The sequence below is a fragment of the Virgibacillus salexigens genome (assembly GCF_000723585.1).
Lineage (GTDB): Bacteria > Bacillota > Bacilli > Bacillales > Amphibacillaceae > Virgibacillus > Virgibacillus salexigens.
In genome coordinates this window covers 922,759-939,021 of the sequence record NZ_CCDP010000002.1, presented here as the reverse complement: position 1 = coordinate 939,021, position 16,263 = coordinate 922,759, and the positions used below count along the sequence as shown (strand labels likewise).

Below are 16,263 nucleotides of genomic sequence, written 5' to 3'. Positions count from 1 at the left end.
TGGAGGGAGTATATGAATGCGAACCCTATACGTTCGAATAATTGTAACCACCATACTTATTATGATAGCAAGTGCAGTCATAGCATTTGTCGTAAGTAATGGTTACTATCAATATGTTTTAAAACCGCAAAATGATGAGAAAGTTACGCATATTGCTAAGAATATTGTGGACTTATACAACAGCAGTGAGCAGTCGATTGACGACTATTTAACGGAGGTTACGGATTTAGGTTATTCTTTTTATTTAGTGCATAATAATGGTGATACGCAGGCGTTTGGTAAATCCTTCGAATCGAAGGATTTACCTTCGAATGTTATTAAGGATGTACTTGCAGGTGAGGTATATCATGGTATCGCTAACTACCCCTGGCGTCTATTTATAACTGGCTTTTTTGATCATACACTTTCCAATACAATAGGTGTTCCTATTAATGAAAACCAGCAAAATTACGCGTTGTTTGTACGCCCGTACGCATCCCAACAATTTGGTGAAATGCGTGTTTTCTTTGCTATAATTATTGGCTTAATCCTTATTCTTAGCTTTTTGTTTGTTCTTATTAGTACACGTTGGATTGTAAAGCCAATTCAAATATTGAAAGAAGCTACGAATAAGGTAGCTGCTGGTAATTACCATTTACAACTCCCAGTTACGCGTAAAGATGAATTTGGACAATTGGCAAAAGACTTTGCAACAATGAGTAAAAGTTTACAACAAACGGAGCAACGAAGGCAAGCGTTTGTATCAAATGTTTCACATGAAATTCAATCACCATTAACCTCAATTCAAGGTTTTTCGCAAGCGCTTCAGGAAGCAAATCTAACGAAGGATGAAAGGGACCACTATTTAGCTATTATCGAAAAGGAAAGCAAGCGATTGTCCATCCTTAGTAGACAATTACTTACACTATCTCAACTTGATCGAGAAGATGAGAAAATAGAACGGACTCCTTTTGAGTTAGAAGAACAGCTGAGGGATGTTTTGTCTACGTTGGAATGGCAGTGGCGTCAGAAGGAGTTAACGGTAGAATGGAAGGTGCAGAAAACAATTATAAATGGTGATCCAAGACTATTGCATCAAGTTTGGATGAACGTGATGACAAATGCAATTCGCTATACACCAGAAGAAGGAGCGATAACCATAGCTGTAGAAAAGACAAAGTCTGAAGTAGAGGTTACTGTGACGGATACAGGTATCGGCATTGCTGCAGAGGACCTTTCTCAAATATTTGATCGTTTCTATAAGGTGGATAAGGCAAGAACAAGAAAAGAAAGTGGAACGGGGCTAGGTTTATCCATTACAAAGAAAATAGTAGAAATACATCAAGGAACGATTATAGTGGATAGTAAACTTGCTTCAGGGACAACAGTTACGATAACACTCCCGCAATAGTAATGATTCGTTCATCTTCTGTTCATATAAAGGAGTTATAGTAGGGACAGTAGAGGAGGGAATCAAATGTTTCTTGCAATTCGGGAATTACTATTTGCAAAGACAAAATATATTTTAATTGGGCTAATTATGGTGTTAACTGCAAGCCTTATCTTTATTATTTCTGGATTGGCACAAGGGCTATCTTCGGATAATGCCTCAGTAATTCAAGACCTTCAAGCAGATGCTCTGATTATAGAAGAAGGAGCTGAAGGGGAGATTGGTAATTCATTTATTCCTGCTGATGAAAGAGAAAAAATGATAGAAGCTCAAGGAGGAAACAATAATGCCAGTACACTTGCAATTCGCATGATGAATACAACCATAAATGACGCTGATCAGCAAATTGATATTGCTCTATTTGCAACCGAGCGTAATGGAATTTTAATGCCGGATGTTGCTGAGGGAATGTTTCCTCAAAAGGCGGATGAAGTATTAGCTGATGCTACCTTGAAGCAAGAAGGTGTTCGATTAGGAGATCAATTACAAGTTGAAGAGAATACATCTTATACGGTTACAGGATTTACGGCAGATCAACGCTATAGCCATACACCTGTTGTCTTTATTAGCAATGATGAATTAGAACAGTTCAATGCTGTTGCTGTCCAAGGTGAAGCTAATACGGATGGATCCTATGAAGTCATCACGAAAGAGACAGCATTAAACGGGATTCCTAGTTATTCCCAAGAACAAGCATCCTTAAATATGATGATTATTTTCTTGTATGTTATTGCTGCTTTTGTTCTAGCAGTGTTTTTCTATGTGATGACCTTACAGAAGCGGGAACAATTTGGCGTCTTAAAAGCTTTAGGTGCGAAAAGCATGTACTTAATTCGTGGGTTAATTGGTCAGGTCATTCTATTGTCACTTATTAGCATTAGTATCGCAGTAGTCGTTACCTTTGGTATTGGTGCCCTGTTTCCAGCCGATATGCCATTTACATTAGAATTAGAGACAATGCTTCAGCCTGCAATCATTATCATAGTTGTTTCCACGATTGGAGCCATTGTATCTCTTTATCAGGTAATTCAAATTGACCCAATAGAAGCTATTGAGGGGGCAGCATATTGACACTTATTTTAGATCATATTACCAAAGCATATACAGACGGACCGAATGAATTTAAAGCATTAGATAATGCATCATTAGAAGTGAAAGCTGGTGAATTTATATCAATTGTTGGCCCCTCAGGTTCAGGTAAAAGTACCATGCTATCTATTGCCGGTGCACTATTATCACCAACAAGCGGAAAGGTACTGTTAGATGGAGAAAATATTGCTGGTCTTTCTTCCAAGGAAGTAACCAAACGACGTCTTGATAAAATCGGATTTGTTTTTCAAGCTGCTCATCTAGTACCTTATTTGAAAGTCAAAGATCAATTAAACATTATTCAAGTACTTGCAAAAAAAGGGAAGAAGCACGGAAATGATTTACTTGCACACTTTGGTTTAAAGCATCGGATGAACAATTTTCCAAATGAACTATCTGGGGGAGAACGTCAGCGTGTAGCAATTGCCCGTGCACTCATGAATGATCCGCAGTTAATTCTTGCTGATGAACCGACAGCAAGTCTTGATTCAAAGCGGGGACAGGAGGTTGTCAAACTACTTGCAGATGAAATTAAAAACCGAAATAAAGCAGGAATTATGGTGACTCACGATGAACGCGTGTTGTCGTTTGCAGACCACATCGTAACAATAAGAGATGGGAAAATTGAATAAGGTATAGAGCTGTAGAAATTTATTTTCTACAGCTTTCTTTGTTTATAGGCAGATTACATCTAATTAATTATATTCTATAGTATTAGCCTAGGTCATAAGGTATAATTGGACTGTAAATAGTAAGACTAATTCGAATTTGCTAATAACCGAAGGGAGAGTGATGAGGATCAAATTTCCAAAGCCGACCGTAGAGCAGTTTTTCAGAACTTATGTCATTACTAATTTTTCAGTTAGTAATGATGAAAAACGCCTTGTGTTTAGTACGAATTTAAATGGAAAGATGAACTTATGGGCAATGGATTTGCCTGATGAATTCCCGTATTTATTTGCCCATCACGATGAATCATGCAGCTTTATTAAGTTTGATTCCGAGAATCGATTTGTATTAGCTGGATTTGATAAAGCTGGCGATGAAAATCATCAAATCTATGCATTACCTATGGAAGGAGGGCTACCTCAGCCATTAGTCACCGGTGATCCAAATGAAAAATATTTCTTTGCCCACCTAAGTGGGGATGGGGAACGACTTTATTATGTAACTTCCGTTGGCAATCCTTCATTTTTGAATACACATATTCGGCATCTGCAAGATGGGAAGGATGAGTTAATTAATAAGGGAGATCTTTCTCCAACTGAATTAGCGGCAGTTTCTGATGATGAGAATAGCTTTGTTTATACGCGGGTTTTTGCCAATACTTATATAACAGGGGTTGTAAAGGTGGGGAATAAGACATTACATTTAACACCTGATCCAAATAAGGTACATGTCGTATTTGATCCTATCTTTGTCGATAATTCCACCATTTATTTTATAACAGATTATGAAAGCGAATATAGTTATGTGGCGAAATTTGACTTGGAGACTGAGGACTTTGAACAAATCATATCGGTTGATCAAGAAAGCATCCAAACATTGAAATGGAATAAAGACAAAGAAACCCTCTATTTTATAACAGAGAAAGGTGTAGTTGATCAATTATATCGTTATAATCTACAGACAAAGCAGTTGCAAGCATTGGATGCGCCAGTAGATGTGATTGACCAATTGCAAGTAACGAAATCGGGTTCCCTTTATGTTTTAGGAAGAAGTGCTACTGTTCCGCACAATATCTATCAATCTATCGATGGAGAAACATGGAAACGGTTAACAAATAATCCTGTGCTAGGAGTAAGTAATGATGCTATGGTCGATCCGGAAGTTGTTTCGTATGCGTCATTTGATGGAATGAAGATCGAAGCACTCCTCTTTAAAGCACATCCGGAATATGATAACGGCCATACCATATTCTGGCCGCATGGTGGACCACAAGCTTCTGAACGAAAGATGTTTCGATCGATGTTTCAATGCTTTTTAAATCGTGGATATTCTATATTCGCACCTAATTTCCGCGGGAGTTCAGGATACGGCTCCTCATTTGTGAAAATGGTTGAACAAGACTGGGGAGAAGGTCCTCGTTTAGACTGTATCGCTGGAATTGAATGGCTATTTGAAAATAATATTAGTTCCCAGGACAAACTATTTTTGGTAGGCGGCAGCTACGGTGGATATATGGCGTTATTATTACATGGGCGCCATCCAGAATACTTTAAGGCAGTAGTGGATATCTTTGGCCCGTCTGATTTATTTACATTTGTTACATCGGTTCCTCCTCATTGGAAACCGATTATGGATCGTTGGTTAGGGGATCCGGAACGTGATAAAGAGCGGTTTATTAAAGACTCACCGGTAACCTATTTGGATGGAATGAAAAAGCCGATGCTTGTTATACAAGGGGCTAAAGACCCCCGTGTAGTAAAAGAAGAGTCTGATCAAATTGTAGCCAAATTAGAAAAGGAAGGCCGTGACGTCGAATACCTTGTCTTAGAGGATGAAGGGCATGGCTTTTCTAAAAAAGAAAATGAAATTAAGGTTTATCAACGCATGCTTGATTTTCTACAAAAACATCAAGGGTAGTTGTGCCAAAAAACACAGGGATACGGTTCCTGTGTTTTTTAGCAAATATGTTAGATAAGGAGATATAAACAATGGATTTGATTAAAGAACAATATGATTGGGTACGAATGACAAGAGAAAAATTATTTGATTTTCTTGAGAATATATCTGTTAAGGACTTTCAAACGGAGTTAGAGGATTTTGGGTGGGGCTCTATGAAGCATGCACATTTACATGCTGCTATGTGTTACCATGCTTGGCTAGAGGGATTTGCATGGAAGCGGGAGGTGAAACATGTTTCACCGGAACAAATAACAAAACCAGCGGATATGAAAACAGTCTTTACAGAAGTGGATCAACTTGTTTATGAATTTATCAAGTCGAGTAAGGGAAGATGGAATACCAAAATAGCAGGAACGGTACCATGGCATGAAGAGGAAGTGGAATTTACTAATCTCTGGTTAGTTACGCATATAATGACGCATGAATTTCATCATAAAGGGCAAATTGTTTCGATGGGCAGAAAATTGGGATATGTACCTACCGATACGGATTTAATCGATCCCGTAGAAATAAATCAATACAATAATTAATTTACCCTTTCAAAAAATGTAATTTTTCGGCAAACCATGCCATATAAATGAATAAAGGGGGAAGTAACTTCAACAGTTTGGCAAAGGAAGGAGGTTAAGTTTAGATGAAACGAATCTTCAGGCCATTTTGGAGTTATGATGTAAAGAGAACAGAAAGCTGGCTAAATAACAAGGCCTTATCAGGGTATCAATTAACAGAGATTCATCCGAGTAAAGGCTTATTTTTATTTGAAGCTGGAAACGATCCCCAATCCATTCATTATCATATTGGATATGCCAAATCAGAAGTGCATTCTTTACCTGCCAGCATATCTCATGATGGTTGGAAAGAAGTATGCTGCCAAGGGAATTGGTTCATTCTTTCCAATGAAAAACCGGCGGTTCAGTTGAAGTGTTATCCAATCCGTGAAGGTATTATTAAGCGTAACCGTAATTTGCTATATGTTCATGGCGTGCTCTCTGTGTACATTATTCTAACGGCTTTATTATTCCTTATTCTAGGCGCAACGACGGTGCTCTTTTATGGAGGTGCTTTAAGTTTTAATCCATTTTCGCTTTGGATAACGATCCTCATAATAGGCAGTATTCTCTTGATCGTTGCTCCTTTTCTAACTGTACGGCTATATAAAGCAAATAAACAGTTTTGGTAAAAGCACTTCTATCGAGGTGCTTTTCCTTGTGTCTATTTCATGAACATTACATGTTTGTAAACATATATTAAAATGAAACACCACAAAAAAGGATTGACTGAATTTGGGAATTAGGGTTAAAATGTGGTGTATCCTATTAAGGATGATTTAAAAATAGAAAGGAGCTTTAGCGAAGTTTTATTCGGTTCATAAAGCGCCAGGACTATTTTGCCGAACGGTGGGAAAATAGTTGACGAGGTTGGAGGTTATCGAGTATTCGGCGGGTGCCTCCCGATTGTACATCTCAATTGTTATGCTGTTTCTTAAAACAACAAGGCAACTTGTTGGCCAAAGGAAATGAGCAAGATGATTATACAACAATCACGAGAAAGGGGCAGAACAGCGCCCCTATAACCAAATTTATTGGATCGTTTGTCTGCCCCTTGAATAAGGAGGCCACAAACATGTGTGGAATAGTAGGATATATCGGACAAAATGATACAAAGGAAATTTTATTAGACGGTTTACAAAAACTAGAATATCGTGGCTATGACTCAGCAGGTATTGCAATGCTTAATGAAAATGGTGTCAACCTTTTTAAAGTAAAAGGACGTATTGCAACACTTAGAGAGCGCGTAGATCATTCAATTCATGCAACAATGGGAATCGGCCATACCCGTTGGGCGACACATGGTGTGCCAAGTGAAGAAAATGCACACCCGCACCAAAGCGCGTCTGGAAGATTCACACTTGTTCATAATGGAGTAATTGAAAATTATCAAGCAATTAAAGATGCTTATTTAAGTGATGTTGACTTTGCAAGTGAAACCGATACGGAAATTGTTGTTCAACTAATTGAAAAATTATTTGCTGAATTAGGTGACACACCAGCGGCTTTCCGCAAAGCAATGGGCTTATTAAAAGGATCGTATGCTATTGGTATGATTGATAATAAAGATAAAGAAACCTTCTATGTTGCAAAAAACAAGAGTCCATTATTAGTAGGTTTAGGTGATGGATTTAACGTAGTTGCAAGTGATGCGATGGCAACATTGAAAGTTACTGATCAATACTTGGAAATTCATGATCAAGAAATAGTTCTTGTGCATCGTGATCAAGTTGAAATCCAAGATTTAAGTGGTACGGTATTAGAACGTGAACCTTATACAGCGCAAATTGATGCTAGTGACATTGAAAAAGGAACGTATCCTCATTTCATGTTAAAAGAAATCGATGAGCAACCATTTGTTATGCGTAAAATTATTAATGAATACCAAACGGAAGATAGTGAATTAAAGCTTGATAAAAACGTACGACAGGCAATGAAAGACTGCGATCGTATTTATATTATTGCAGCAGGTACCAGCTACCATGCTGGTTTAGTTGGAAAAGCGTTCATTGAGAAATTAGCCAATATTCCAGTTGAAGTTCACATCGCTAGTGAATTTTCCTATAATATGCCATTACTATCAGTGAAACCACTATTTATTTTTATTTCACAAAGTGGAGAAACAGCAGATAGTCGTGCAGTATTAGTACGTATTAAAGAAATGGGACATCCAGCATTAACGATTACAAATGTACCAGGATCAACCCTTTCTCGTGAAGCAGATTACACGTTGAATTTATATGCAGGACCAGAGATTGCTGTAGCATCAACAAAAGCCTATACAGCACAAATTGCAGTGCTAGCTATTTTAGCAGTAGATACTGCAAAAGCAAAATGCCTAGAATTAGATTTCGATCCAATGCAGGAGCTAGCCATCGTTGCAAATGCAATGGAAGTACTAACCGATCAAAAAGAAACAATTGAAGAATTGGCTCGTGATTATTTAAGCAAGACCCGTAATGCCTTCTTCATTGGTCGTAGTACAGACTACTATGTATGTATGGAAGCAGCTCTAAAATTAAAAGAAATCTCCTATATTCAAGCAGAAGGTTTTGCTGGAGGAGAATTGAAGCATGGAACAATTGCTCTAATTGAAGAAGGTACACCTGTGATTGCCATTTCAACACAAGAGAACGTAAATTATTCCATTCGTGGTAATGTGCAAGAAGTAGTTGCCCGTGGAGCCAATGATATGGTTATCAGCATGAAAGGATTAGAGCAAGATACAGATGCGTTTGTCATTCCACAGGTGCATGAATTATTGACACCACTCGTCAGTGTTGTGCCAATGCAGTTGTTAGCATATTACGCTGCACTTCACCGTGACTGTGACGTAGATAAACCACGTAACTTAGCAAAGAGTGTGACAGTGGAGTAAGGTTAACTGTTTATAAAAAAGTTGCTATAGACTGGAAATAAAGTTGTTTACTTTAGCTGTTACTATGAGTTAATCATAGTAACAGCTTTTCTTATATTTTTATTTGGAGGAATAACATGTCGAAATGCTCAAATAAATGGACAGAGGAGCAAACAGAAATTTCTGGCTGACCATTTATAATTCAAACCGGTCCAGTTTAATTGAATAAACGTCTAAAATTCAAGAATTGGTTTCCATGTTAGAGCGTTTATTTCCTCTGTAAATGAAATAAATAGCAATAATCATAAATAGTAGTGCAACAAGCCGCTTCCAGTCTAAAGGTATTACTAAACTATCGAACCAGCCAAAATGATCAATAATCATACTAATTGAAAGCTGTCCGCTGATAACGGCAACATTGGTCGCTATGACCCCAATTCTTGGAACAGCTATGACAGAGAGAAGTAAGAACGCCGTACCTAAGAATGCAGCGCTTAACTGCCATACTGGTGCCGAAAGTATCCGGAGCACATTACCTTGACCGAAAAATATAATAATAATTGTCAGAAATACTAACCCAGTTAACATGGTTAAAAACGTCGTTTCAATTGTTCCGGCTTTCCGGCTGAATGTTCCATGGACGGATGATTGTGCGCTTAATGTGATACCAGCTAATAAGGTAAATAGAATCATTAATATATCCATTATTAGACCTCCTAGTTAATTAATATAAGGGCAATTATCATGGAAATAACTGCAAATACTTTTTCTTTATTAATTTTGGTTTGCTGAATACCAAGCCAACCAAAATGTTCAATAACCATACTCATAATCAGTTGACCGATAATTACTGTAACCATCGTTATACCAACACCAACAAAAGGCACACTAATAACGATAGCTGTTAAATATACGACTCCTAAGATTCCGCCAAGAAGTGACCATTTTGGTGCTTCCATCGTATAGGAAAGTTTCCCCTTCCCAAAGAATAACCATAATAATCCCATGATGAGAGTACCCATAAAGAAGTTATAAAAACTGGTTTCCAGCTCTCCTATTGTTTCTCCAAGTTGACCGTATATTGCACTTTCGAAGCTAAGTGCTGTCCCTGCTAATACGGCTAAAATATATGCTAAGTAACGCATGACATAACATCCTCCTTAATCCTTATATTTAAATATCTAAAATAACCGATATATCGATTTGTAAAAAAAACAGAAATCTACAATCAATTTAGATTTCCGTTTTAAAATATTCAGCTAACCGAGATAAGATTTCTTCATTTCGCCGATAATAGGTCCATTGACCATAACGAACAGATTCCAGGATTCCTGCATTCTGCATCATATTTAGGTATTGGGAAACCGTAGATTGAGAAGCTTTAGCTTTTTCCTGAATATCTCCTACACATACTCCTCCTTTGATACTTACCCCCTTTGGTAGATGAGCGCCTTGTTTAGGAAAATGCTTCTCTGGTTCCTTCAACCACTTCAAAATGTTAAGTCGAGTTTCATTTGATAATGCTTTAAATACACGAATAGGTTCCATAAACATAATTGTATATCTGGATTTCTCGATATGTCAAGCAGATAAAGAAAGAACATAGTACCAAAAATGAAGTGAAACTTATTTCTTATCTTATTCCTCTTGAATATTGAAAAGGTGAGTTTACTTTATGAGTTAATCTCTTTTCTGCATGTAAACTCCAATAAGGATCATTAACCATGCCTCTTGCAATGGCCACAAGTTCTGCATCTCCATTTGAAATGGTTGCTTCTGCCAGTTCTGGGCTGCTTAATTTACCAACAGCGATAACCGGAAGGTCTAATTGTTTTTTAAACTCACGTGCAAAGGGCACTTGATAACCCGGCGTATTTTGTGGTTTACGTTCTCCGGGGGGCCCTTCCCCACCACTTGAAACGTGAAAAACATCTACACCAGCTTTTTTAAAACGTTTTGCCATATCAATAGAGTATGGTAAGTCATAGCCCCCATCTATATACTCAATAGCAGACATTCGCATGATTAGTGGCATATCTGCTGGCATTACACTTTTGACCGCCTTTATAACTTCTTCCCCAAAGAGCGCTAGGTCTTCCCCATACTCATCTGTACGATTGTTGCTGCTTGGTGACATAAACTGATGCAAGAGATAACCATGAGCGCCGTGTAATTCAATTGTATCAAAACCTGCTTTTATAGCTCTTTCAGCAGCGAGTTTAAATTTCTGAACGGTTTCTTTCACTTCTTGGTTTGTTAAAGCCCTTGGGGGGCTAAGTTCACCATTCATGGTTTCCTCTGGTAATACTTCTACAGGTATATCGGAAGCTCCTACAGGTTGAACGGCATCTTCTGCTTTTCTGCCTGCATGAGCAATTTGAATTCCAACCTTGGTGTCGTACTTTTTTAATTCATTAACAAGTCGTTGGTAATGTGGTATTTGTTCATCAGACCAAAGACCAAGATCTCCATTTGTAATACGCCCCTCGGGGGTAACACTAGTCATCTCCATAATAATTAGACCTGTTCCTCCAATCGCTCTTGAAACATAGTGAACAAAGTGCCAATCGTTTGGGGCACCATCTTCTTTAGTGACTGAGTACTGACACATCGGAGACATAACAATACGATTTTTCAATGTTAGATTTTTAATTGTATATGGGCTGAATAAACGACTCATAACAGAAAAACTCCTTATTTTTTAGGATTGCTTTCAGAAAAAGGCAGCCAGCCAGGTCGACTTTGAACATATTCCCACATCGCATCAGGGAAATATAAATCTTTATAATCTTTTGGTTTGATTTCAGTACGAATGGAGGTTTCATTACCATCTTTAATTTTGCGTATCCAATCTGGCTCAACGAGTAATCCTCTGCCAATGGCTACTAATGGAAGCCCAAGTTCCAGAGTGTTTAAAGCATCATCAGGAGTTTGAATCTTACCAACGCCTATCAAAGGTATATCTTGTCCAATTTCTTCTTGAATATTGGCTAGTACGGCATCCTTAGATTCTTTATTTCGAATGGAAGACTGCTGCGCATCTCCAACAGATACATGGATATAATCTAAGCCTTCTTTTTTAAGTTTGCTCATTAATGCAAGGGTATCATCTAAGGTAATGCCCGGTTCTTCAATCTCTTCTGGGGAAATACGGTATCCAAACAAAAATGGCTTTTTGGAATAAGTGTCAATCATTTCTTTTGCTGATTGGACCACTGCCAAAGGAAATCTCATTCTTTTTTCTAATGTTCCGCCCCATTCATCATTTCTGCGATTAGAATGTGGAGAAAAGAATTGTTGGATTAGATAAGTGTTAGCTCCATGAATTTCAACACCATCAAATCCTGCTTCAATTGCTCTTCGAGTAGCTTCTCCAAATGCCTTAACCATTTCATGAACTTCTTCAGTGCTTAATTCTCTTGGTGTCTCAGCATCCTTTCGGGGGGCAGGTATAGCACTGGCGCTTACCGTTTGTTCACCAATTGCTGCGCTCATTCCCATTCTCCCAACATGAAAAATCTGTAAAATAGCCTTCGTTCCACAACTCTTTATTGACTCAGCTAATTTAGATAGACTTTCGATGTGTTTGTCTGAAGACACACTAAGTGAACCTGGAAACTTTCCGTTCTCCATCACTTGAGCACAAGAAGTAATGACCATACCAACGCCAGTTGCTCTTCGTTTGTAATAAAGGTATTCATCTGTGGTGACCATGCCATTTTCAAATGATGATTGAGTTGTCATTGGTGCCATAATTATGCGGTTGTCTAGACGAAATCCAGATTTAAACGTAAATGGTTCAAAGAGACTTGAATATTTCACATTCATTTTTGTTCTCACTCCTTTCATATGTTTGCGCATGAAATATCATATTCTAGTTCAGGGAAAAAACTAAAAAAACATTTGTATGCACATGCATATAATATAACTTATGATATAATGATGTCAATAAAAAGAATTGGAAAGGGTTATTATCATGAATAATAATGAGTTGTTTAATGCTTGGATTAATCTGACAAAATATCACGACCGTATACTGAAATCAATGGATTATACACTTCAAGATCAATTCCAATTAGGGATTAAAGAATTTTATCTTATGTATTACTTGGTACAATCAGAACAAAAGAAGATGAGGTTATCAGATTTAGTTTCAAAAGTGGGCCTTAGTCATAGTGCTCTATCACGCTTAGTTACAAGACTGGAACAACATCGAGGCGAGTCGTTAGTTGAACGCCAAACGGATGCAATTGATAAACGATCAGTGGATATCTTTCTCATGAAAAAAGGAGAAGAACTTTTTAATGAAATGCAAATGGTAATTAATAATAGCTTACGATCTCAAATGAGTGAAAAGGATATACAAAATATTAAAAGGCTTGTTGAATAAGTCGGCAATACGGATTGAAATAACCTAATGCTATTCCATTTTGTTTAATAAAAGTAAATATTTTCTTATTACAGTTACTGTAGACGTGAAGTAAAGTTCTTTAAAAAAAACTTAAAAATCCCCCATCAATTAAAATAATAGCTAAGTGTTTAATTTGAAATACATATATGTGAAGAGCCTATGGTTTTTCTATATATTTTAAGTCATGTGAACTTTGAAATGGTTATGTGAACGCAATTGGGAACTGAATCATTATCATTGTAGAATCATCATCTTAAGTACAAATTTTTCCAAACGTTATAATACTTTTAATAAAGTATTCTCGTTTTTGAATGCTCCTTTTCTGTAAGAGACTACGTGTTTACTGCAGAGTTTACATTTAAATATAATGAGGATGTTCGGTGGCCAGCTTATGAAAGATAAGAAAGTCGTACTGTTAAACGCGCGCGTAGGTTTTTATTCTGCTCTGGAAACAGAGATGTCCGTCAACTACAAGGAGATCATGGAAGAAGTCGTGATTGAATGTCATAATGTAAAGCGAGGTCAGGCGACTAAGATTACCGAATTCGGACTAAAAAAGCAGCAGAAGTGCCGGGGAAATTGGTTTGTAAATTCGCTCAAACGGATATTCACTATTTTTTCCAGAAACTTTCCTTTTGAAAATAAGACAAAAGAAGAAATCCCATATTGCACAATTAAGCTAGATCTTAGATAGAAAATACACAAAGTGTGAGCATAATTACTTCTTTTTATACAAATTTCTTTCCCTAAAGATTTGAAGCATATAGTTGCATTCGGTATTCATGTTAGTTATTATGTAATTGATCAATCAATAAATAAACATGAGTAGGTGTTTCCGTATGGCTAGACCAAAAAAAGAAAAACGTAAGGAAGATATTCTTGAAGCAGGGTTGGAAGTTTTTGCAAAAAGAGGTTACTATAATACAACTACTGCACTCATTGCAGAAAAGGCGGGCATTTCTCAACCTTATGTCTTTAAATTTTTTAAAACAAAAGAAGAGTTGTTTATCGCTGCGTTAGATAGAGCTTTTGAAAGAATCCTTCAGACTTTTGAAAATGTTGAGGCTAACCAAGATAATCTGGTTGCCAAAATGATTGATGCGTATGAGGAGTTGTCTGAATCAAATCCCAATGAAATTGCGTTACAGGTTATAGGTTTATCGGTGATGGAAGAGTCCATTCAAAAATCAATGAGAAAAGGCTTATCAAATATTAGAAATTATACACTAGAAAGGTTTCGATCTAAAGGAATACCAAACGGGGAAAGGGAAGTCACGACCTTTATGGCAAGGGGGATGCTCTGTAATATTTCCTTTTTCATAGAGTTACCCGAGCTTATTGGTGGTGAACAAGACCGATGACGAATTATCATCGGTTTTTTCACACTATGTTATTTATTGATTGATCACTAATTAAAAAAGGATGAGATTATGAAAACTGCAATTGTATTAGGGGCGACGGGTGGAACAGGTCAGGTTATCGTTTCAGAATTGCTGGAGAGGCAAGTCGAAGTTATTGCTTTCGGACGTTCCGAAAATAAATTGAAATTATTAATGAAGGAGCACGATTTTGATCAACGGTTGTCATACAAAATAGGTGATATATTCGATTACCAATCTATTGTTGATGCAGCAAGAGACGCAGAAGTTATATTTCAATGTGCCAACGTTAAATATCAAGAAATGGAGGGGAAGCTTCATTTGCTTGGAGAAAGTGTAATGAAAGCAGCAGATATTCTGGGGAAAAAGATTGTTATTGTAGATGGGATTTATGTTTATGGACATCAAATTGCGAAGGGGGATGAGAATCATCCACAACAGCCACATACTAAAAAAGGTGAATTACGAGTAAAATTTGAGAAATTAATATTTAGTAACAAATGGAAGAATGCAAAAGCATTAATTGTAAGGCTACCGGATTATTATGGTGTGACTTCACAGAATTCTTATTTACAACCCACCTTGGAAGGAATGGCTGCTCAAAAAGTTACCTTTTTTATTGGGAATTTAGCAACACCACGAGAATATGTATATTTACCAGATGCAGCTATGATGATTATAAATATAGCAGAAAAAGAAGATGCTTATGGAGAAAATTGGAATATACCTGGATCAGGATTGATATCAGGTAAGGAAATTATCCAGATTGCTCGTAAGGTAACTGGAAACAGAAAAATAGTCATCCCTTTAAATAAAAGTATTATTCGTTTAATTGGATTGTTTGACCCGTTTATGAGGGAAGTGGTTGAGATTATGTACCTCACTAAAGAAGGGTTTGTTTTAAGTGGGGAAAAATACGAAAAACGTATCGGACCCGTTCATGCAACTCCCTTCCAAAAAGGCCTTGAAGAAACGTTACGACTTTTAATGCATAAAAAAAATTAGAGGTTCAATGATGTAAAACAGAAGAATGGTTTAGATGAAAGCTGGTGAAATGATTTGTGTTAAACCTTATTCAGGAATCGGCGTAGTTCAAACAAGAACTATGCCTGTTCTGGATAAACATTTAGTTTTTCTTCATTAGCAACATTGAATAATCTTAAAGGAAAAGCATGAAGGTTACTAAGTAAAAAGGAATGTTAAAAATAATTTTAATATAATACATAGGATTATAAGTTTCTACACTATACTTTAAGTTCTTACACAGACCCCAATCGTAAGGAAAACAGATTTTCTTACTAACTTTATTTGAAGATATTAGAACTGGAAATCAATAGCTTTATTAAAATTGAACAACTTTATTTATTCACAGTCTGCAAAGGCGACGAAGATATGCATGGTGTCGTGTCAAATTAAGTAACTTTATTCTCATATGATCCGTTTCCCCCCTTTGGATATGATTGTCCAAAGGGGTGTTTTTATGTCCGAAAAAAGAAGATCTAAAGTTGATAAGTAGATTAAAGAAGGGAATCGGGTAGTGGAACATTAAACCGTATTGGTATAAAGAGGGTATTAGTACAAATGGTAAATCACTTTTATTTTACCAGAGCACTGAGCGGATGTAGAAGATCGCATGGTATTCGCCGACGCTGAAAAGAGCGGGCGTGGTGAGGAGGATTTCGGTCACGCAAAACACGAGCACTGCCAAGCCGATGGCTAAATCGTTGGTTTTGTCAACCAACGAGTCGACCGTTCACACCAGACCCGTCCCAACTGATTTAATCGGGAACTTCTTTTCCAGGTTCATCTAAATTAAGTTTCTATCTGAGTTTTGACTCCATAACATCTCCATTTTGATACACGTCATAGAACCCGACAGTGCCAGTACCTCGTCAACTCTTATTATTCTTAGACTAAATTGG

The 16,263-nt window shown here is 37.1% G+C and carries 16 protein-coding genes; 11 read left to right on the top strand and 5 right to left on the bottom strand.

The annotated features are described in order from the left end of the window. The first annotated feature begins 16 nt into the window (after positions 1 to 16). From BN990_RS17480 to glmS, 7 genes are all read left to right on the top strand, one after another. Positions 17 to 1,390: a HAMP domain-containing sensor histidine kinase gene (locus BN990_RS17480; RefSeq protein ID WP_021290419.1), complete on the top strand. Its 1,374-nt coding sequence runs from the start codon at positions 17 to 19 to the stop codon at positions 1,388 to 1,390. 66 nt (positions 1,391 to 1,456) lie between these two features. Continuing rightward, positions 1,457 to 2,500 carry an ABC transporter permease gene (locus tag BN990_RS17475; RefSeq protein WP_021290420.1) on the top strand — a complete coding sequence of 348 codons (1,044 nt, stop codon included), beginning with the start codon at positions 1,457 to 1,459 and terminating at the stop codon, positions 2,498 to 2,500. Further along, positions 2,497 to 3,150, top strand: coding sequence for an ABC transporter ATP-binding protein (locus BN990_RS17470; RefSeq protein WP_038245896.1), 654 nt, complete (start codon positions 2,497 to 2,499; stop codon positions 3,148 to 3,150). Before BN990_RS17475 ends, BN990_RS17470 begins: the two co-directional genes overlap by 4 nt. 160 nt (positions 3,151 to 3,310) lie before the next feature. Beyond that, positions 3,311 to 5,104, top strand: coding sequence for a S9 family peptidase (locus BN990_RS17465; RefSeq protein ID WP_038245895.1), 1,794 nt, complete (start codon positions 3,311 to 3,313; stop codon positions 5,102 to 5,104). A 71-nt stretch (positions 5,105 to 5,175) separates the two neighbouring features. Then, entirely contained in the window at positions 5,176 to 5,676 is a 501-nt protein-coding gene (locus BN990_RS17460; protein WP_021290423.1) for a DinB family protein, read from the top strand. 104 nt (positions 5,677 to 5,780) lie between these two features. Then, positions 5,781 to 6,326 carry a DUF2812 domain-containing protein gene (locus BN990_RS17455; protein WP_021290424.1) on the top strand — a complete coding sequence of 182 codons (546 nt, stop codon included), beginning with the start codon at positions 5,781 to 5,783 and terminating at the stop codon, positions 6,324 to 6,326. Between the two features lie 443 nt (positions 6,327 to 6,769). Next, positions 6,770 to 8,572: a glutamine--fructose-6-phosphate transaminase (isomerizing) gene (gene glmS, locus BN990_RS17450; protein ID WP_021290425.1), complete on the top strand. Its 1,803-nt coding sequence runs from the start codon at positions 6,770 to 6,772 to the stop codon at positions 8,570 to 8,572. A gap of 219 nt (positions 8,573 to 8,791) precedes the next feature. Here glmS and BN990_RS17445 read toward each other — a convergent pair whose 3' ends face one another. The 5 genes from BN990_RS17445 to BN990_RS17425 all read right to left on the bottom strand — a co-directional run bounded on the left by BN990_RS17445 (position 8,792) and on the right by BN990_RS17425 (position 12,379). After that, the gene (locus BN990_RS17445; protein WP_021290426.1) at positions 8,792 to 9,256 is read right to left on the bottom strand and encodes a DMT family transporter; all 465 of its coding nucleotides are present in this window, start codon (positions 9,254 to 9,256) and stop codon (positions 8,792 to 8,794) included. A gap of 11 nt (positions 9,257 to 9,267) precedes the next feature. After that, positions 9,268 to 9,696 (bottom strand): DMT family transporter, encoded by a 429-nt coding sequence (locus BN990_RS17440; protein ID WP_021290427.1) that lies wholly within the window; start codon positions 9,694 to 9,696, stop codon positions 9,268 to 9,270. 88 nt (positions 9,697 to 9,784) lie between these two features. Continuing rightward, the gene (locus BN990_RS17435) at positions 9,785 to 10,099 is read right to left on the bottom strand and encodes an ArsR/SmtB family transcription factor (RefSeq protein ID WP_031335345.1); all 315 of its coding nucleotides are present in this window, start codon (positions 10,097 to 10,099) and stop codon (positions 9,785 to 9,787) included. An 85-nt stretch (positions 10,100 to 10,184) separates the two neighbouring features. Further along, the gene (locus BN990_RS17430) at positions 10,185 to 11,231 is read right to left on the bottom strand and encodes an NADH:flavin oxidoreductase/NADH oxidase (RefSeq protein ID WP_038245894.1); all 1,047 of its coding nucleotides are present in this window, start codon (positions 11,229 to 11,231) and stop codon (positions 10,185 to 10,187) included. A gap of 14 nt (positions 11,232 to 11,245) precedes the next feature. After that, positions 11,246 to 12,379: an NADH-dependent flavin oxidoreductase gene (locus BN990_RS17425; RefSeq protein ID WP_038245893.1), complete on the bottom strand. Its 1,134-nt coding sequence runs from the start codon at positions 12,377 to 12,379 to the stop codon at positions 11,246 to 11,248. Positions 12,380 to 12,527: 148 nt separating this feature from the next. Here BN990_RS17425 and BN990_RS17420 point away from each other — a divergent pair, with 148 nt between their 5' ends. The 4 genes from BN990_RS17420 (at position 12,528) to BN990_RS17405 (ending at position 15,346) form a co-directional block, all read left to right on the top strand. Next, entirely contained in the window at positions 12,528 to 12,941 is a 414-nt protein-coding gene (locus BN990_RS17420) for a MarR family winged helix-turn-helix transcriptional regulator (RefSeq protein ID WP_021290431.1), read from the top strand. Positions 12,942 to 13,353: 412 nt separating this feature from the next. Further along, positions 13,354 to 13,656: an NADPH-dependent FMN reductase family protein gene (locus BN990_RS17415; protein WP_021290432.1), complete on the top strand. Its 303-nt coding sequence runs from the start codon at positions 13,354 to 13,356 to the stop codon at positions 13,654 to 13,656. Between the two features lie 145 nt (positions 13,657 to 13,801). Next, positions 13,802 to 14,323 carry a TetR/AcrR family transcriptional regulator gene (locus tag BN990_RS17410; protein WP_021290433.1) on the top strand — a complete coding sequence of 174 codons (522 nt, stop codon included), beginning with the start codon at positions 13,802 to 13,804 and terminating at the stop codon, positions 14,321 to 14,323. A 69-nt stretch (positions 14,324 to 14,392) separates the two neighbouring features. Further along, positions 14,393 to 15,346, top strand: coding sequence for an NAD-dependent epimerase/dehydratase family protein (locus BN990_RS17405; RefSeq protein ID WP_038245892.1), 954 nt, complete (start codon positions 14,393 to 14,395; stop codon positions 15,344 to 15,346). Positions 15,347 to 16,263 lie beyond the last annotated feature (917 nt).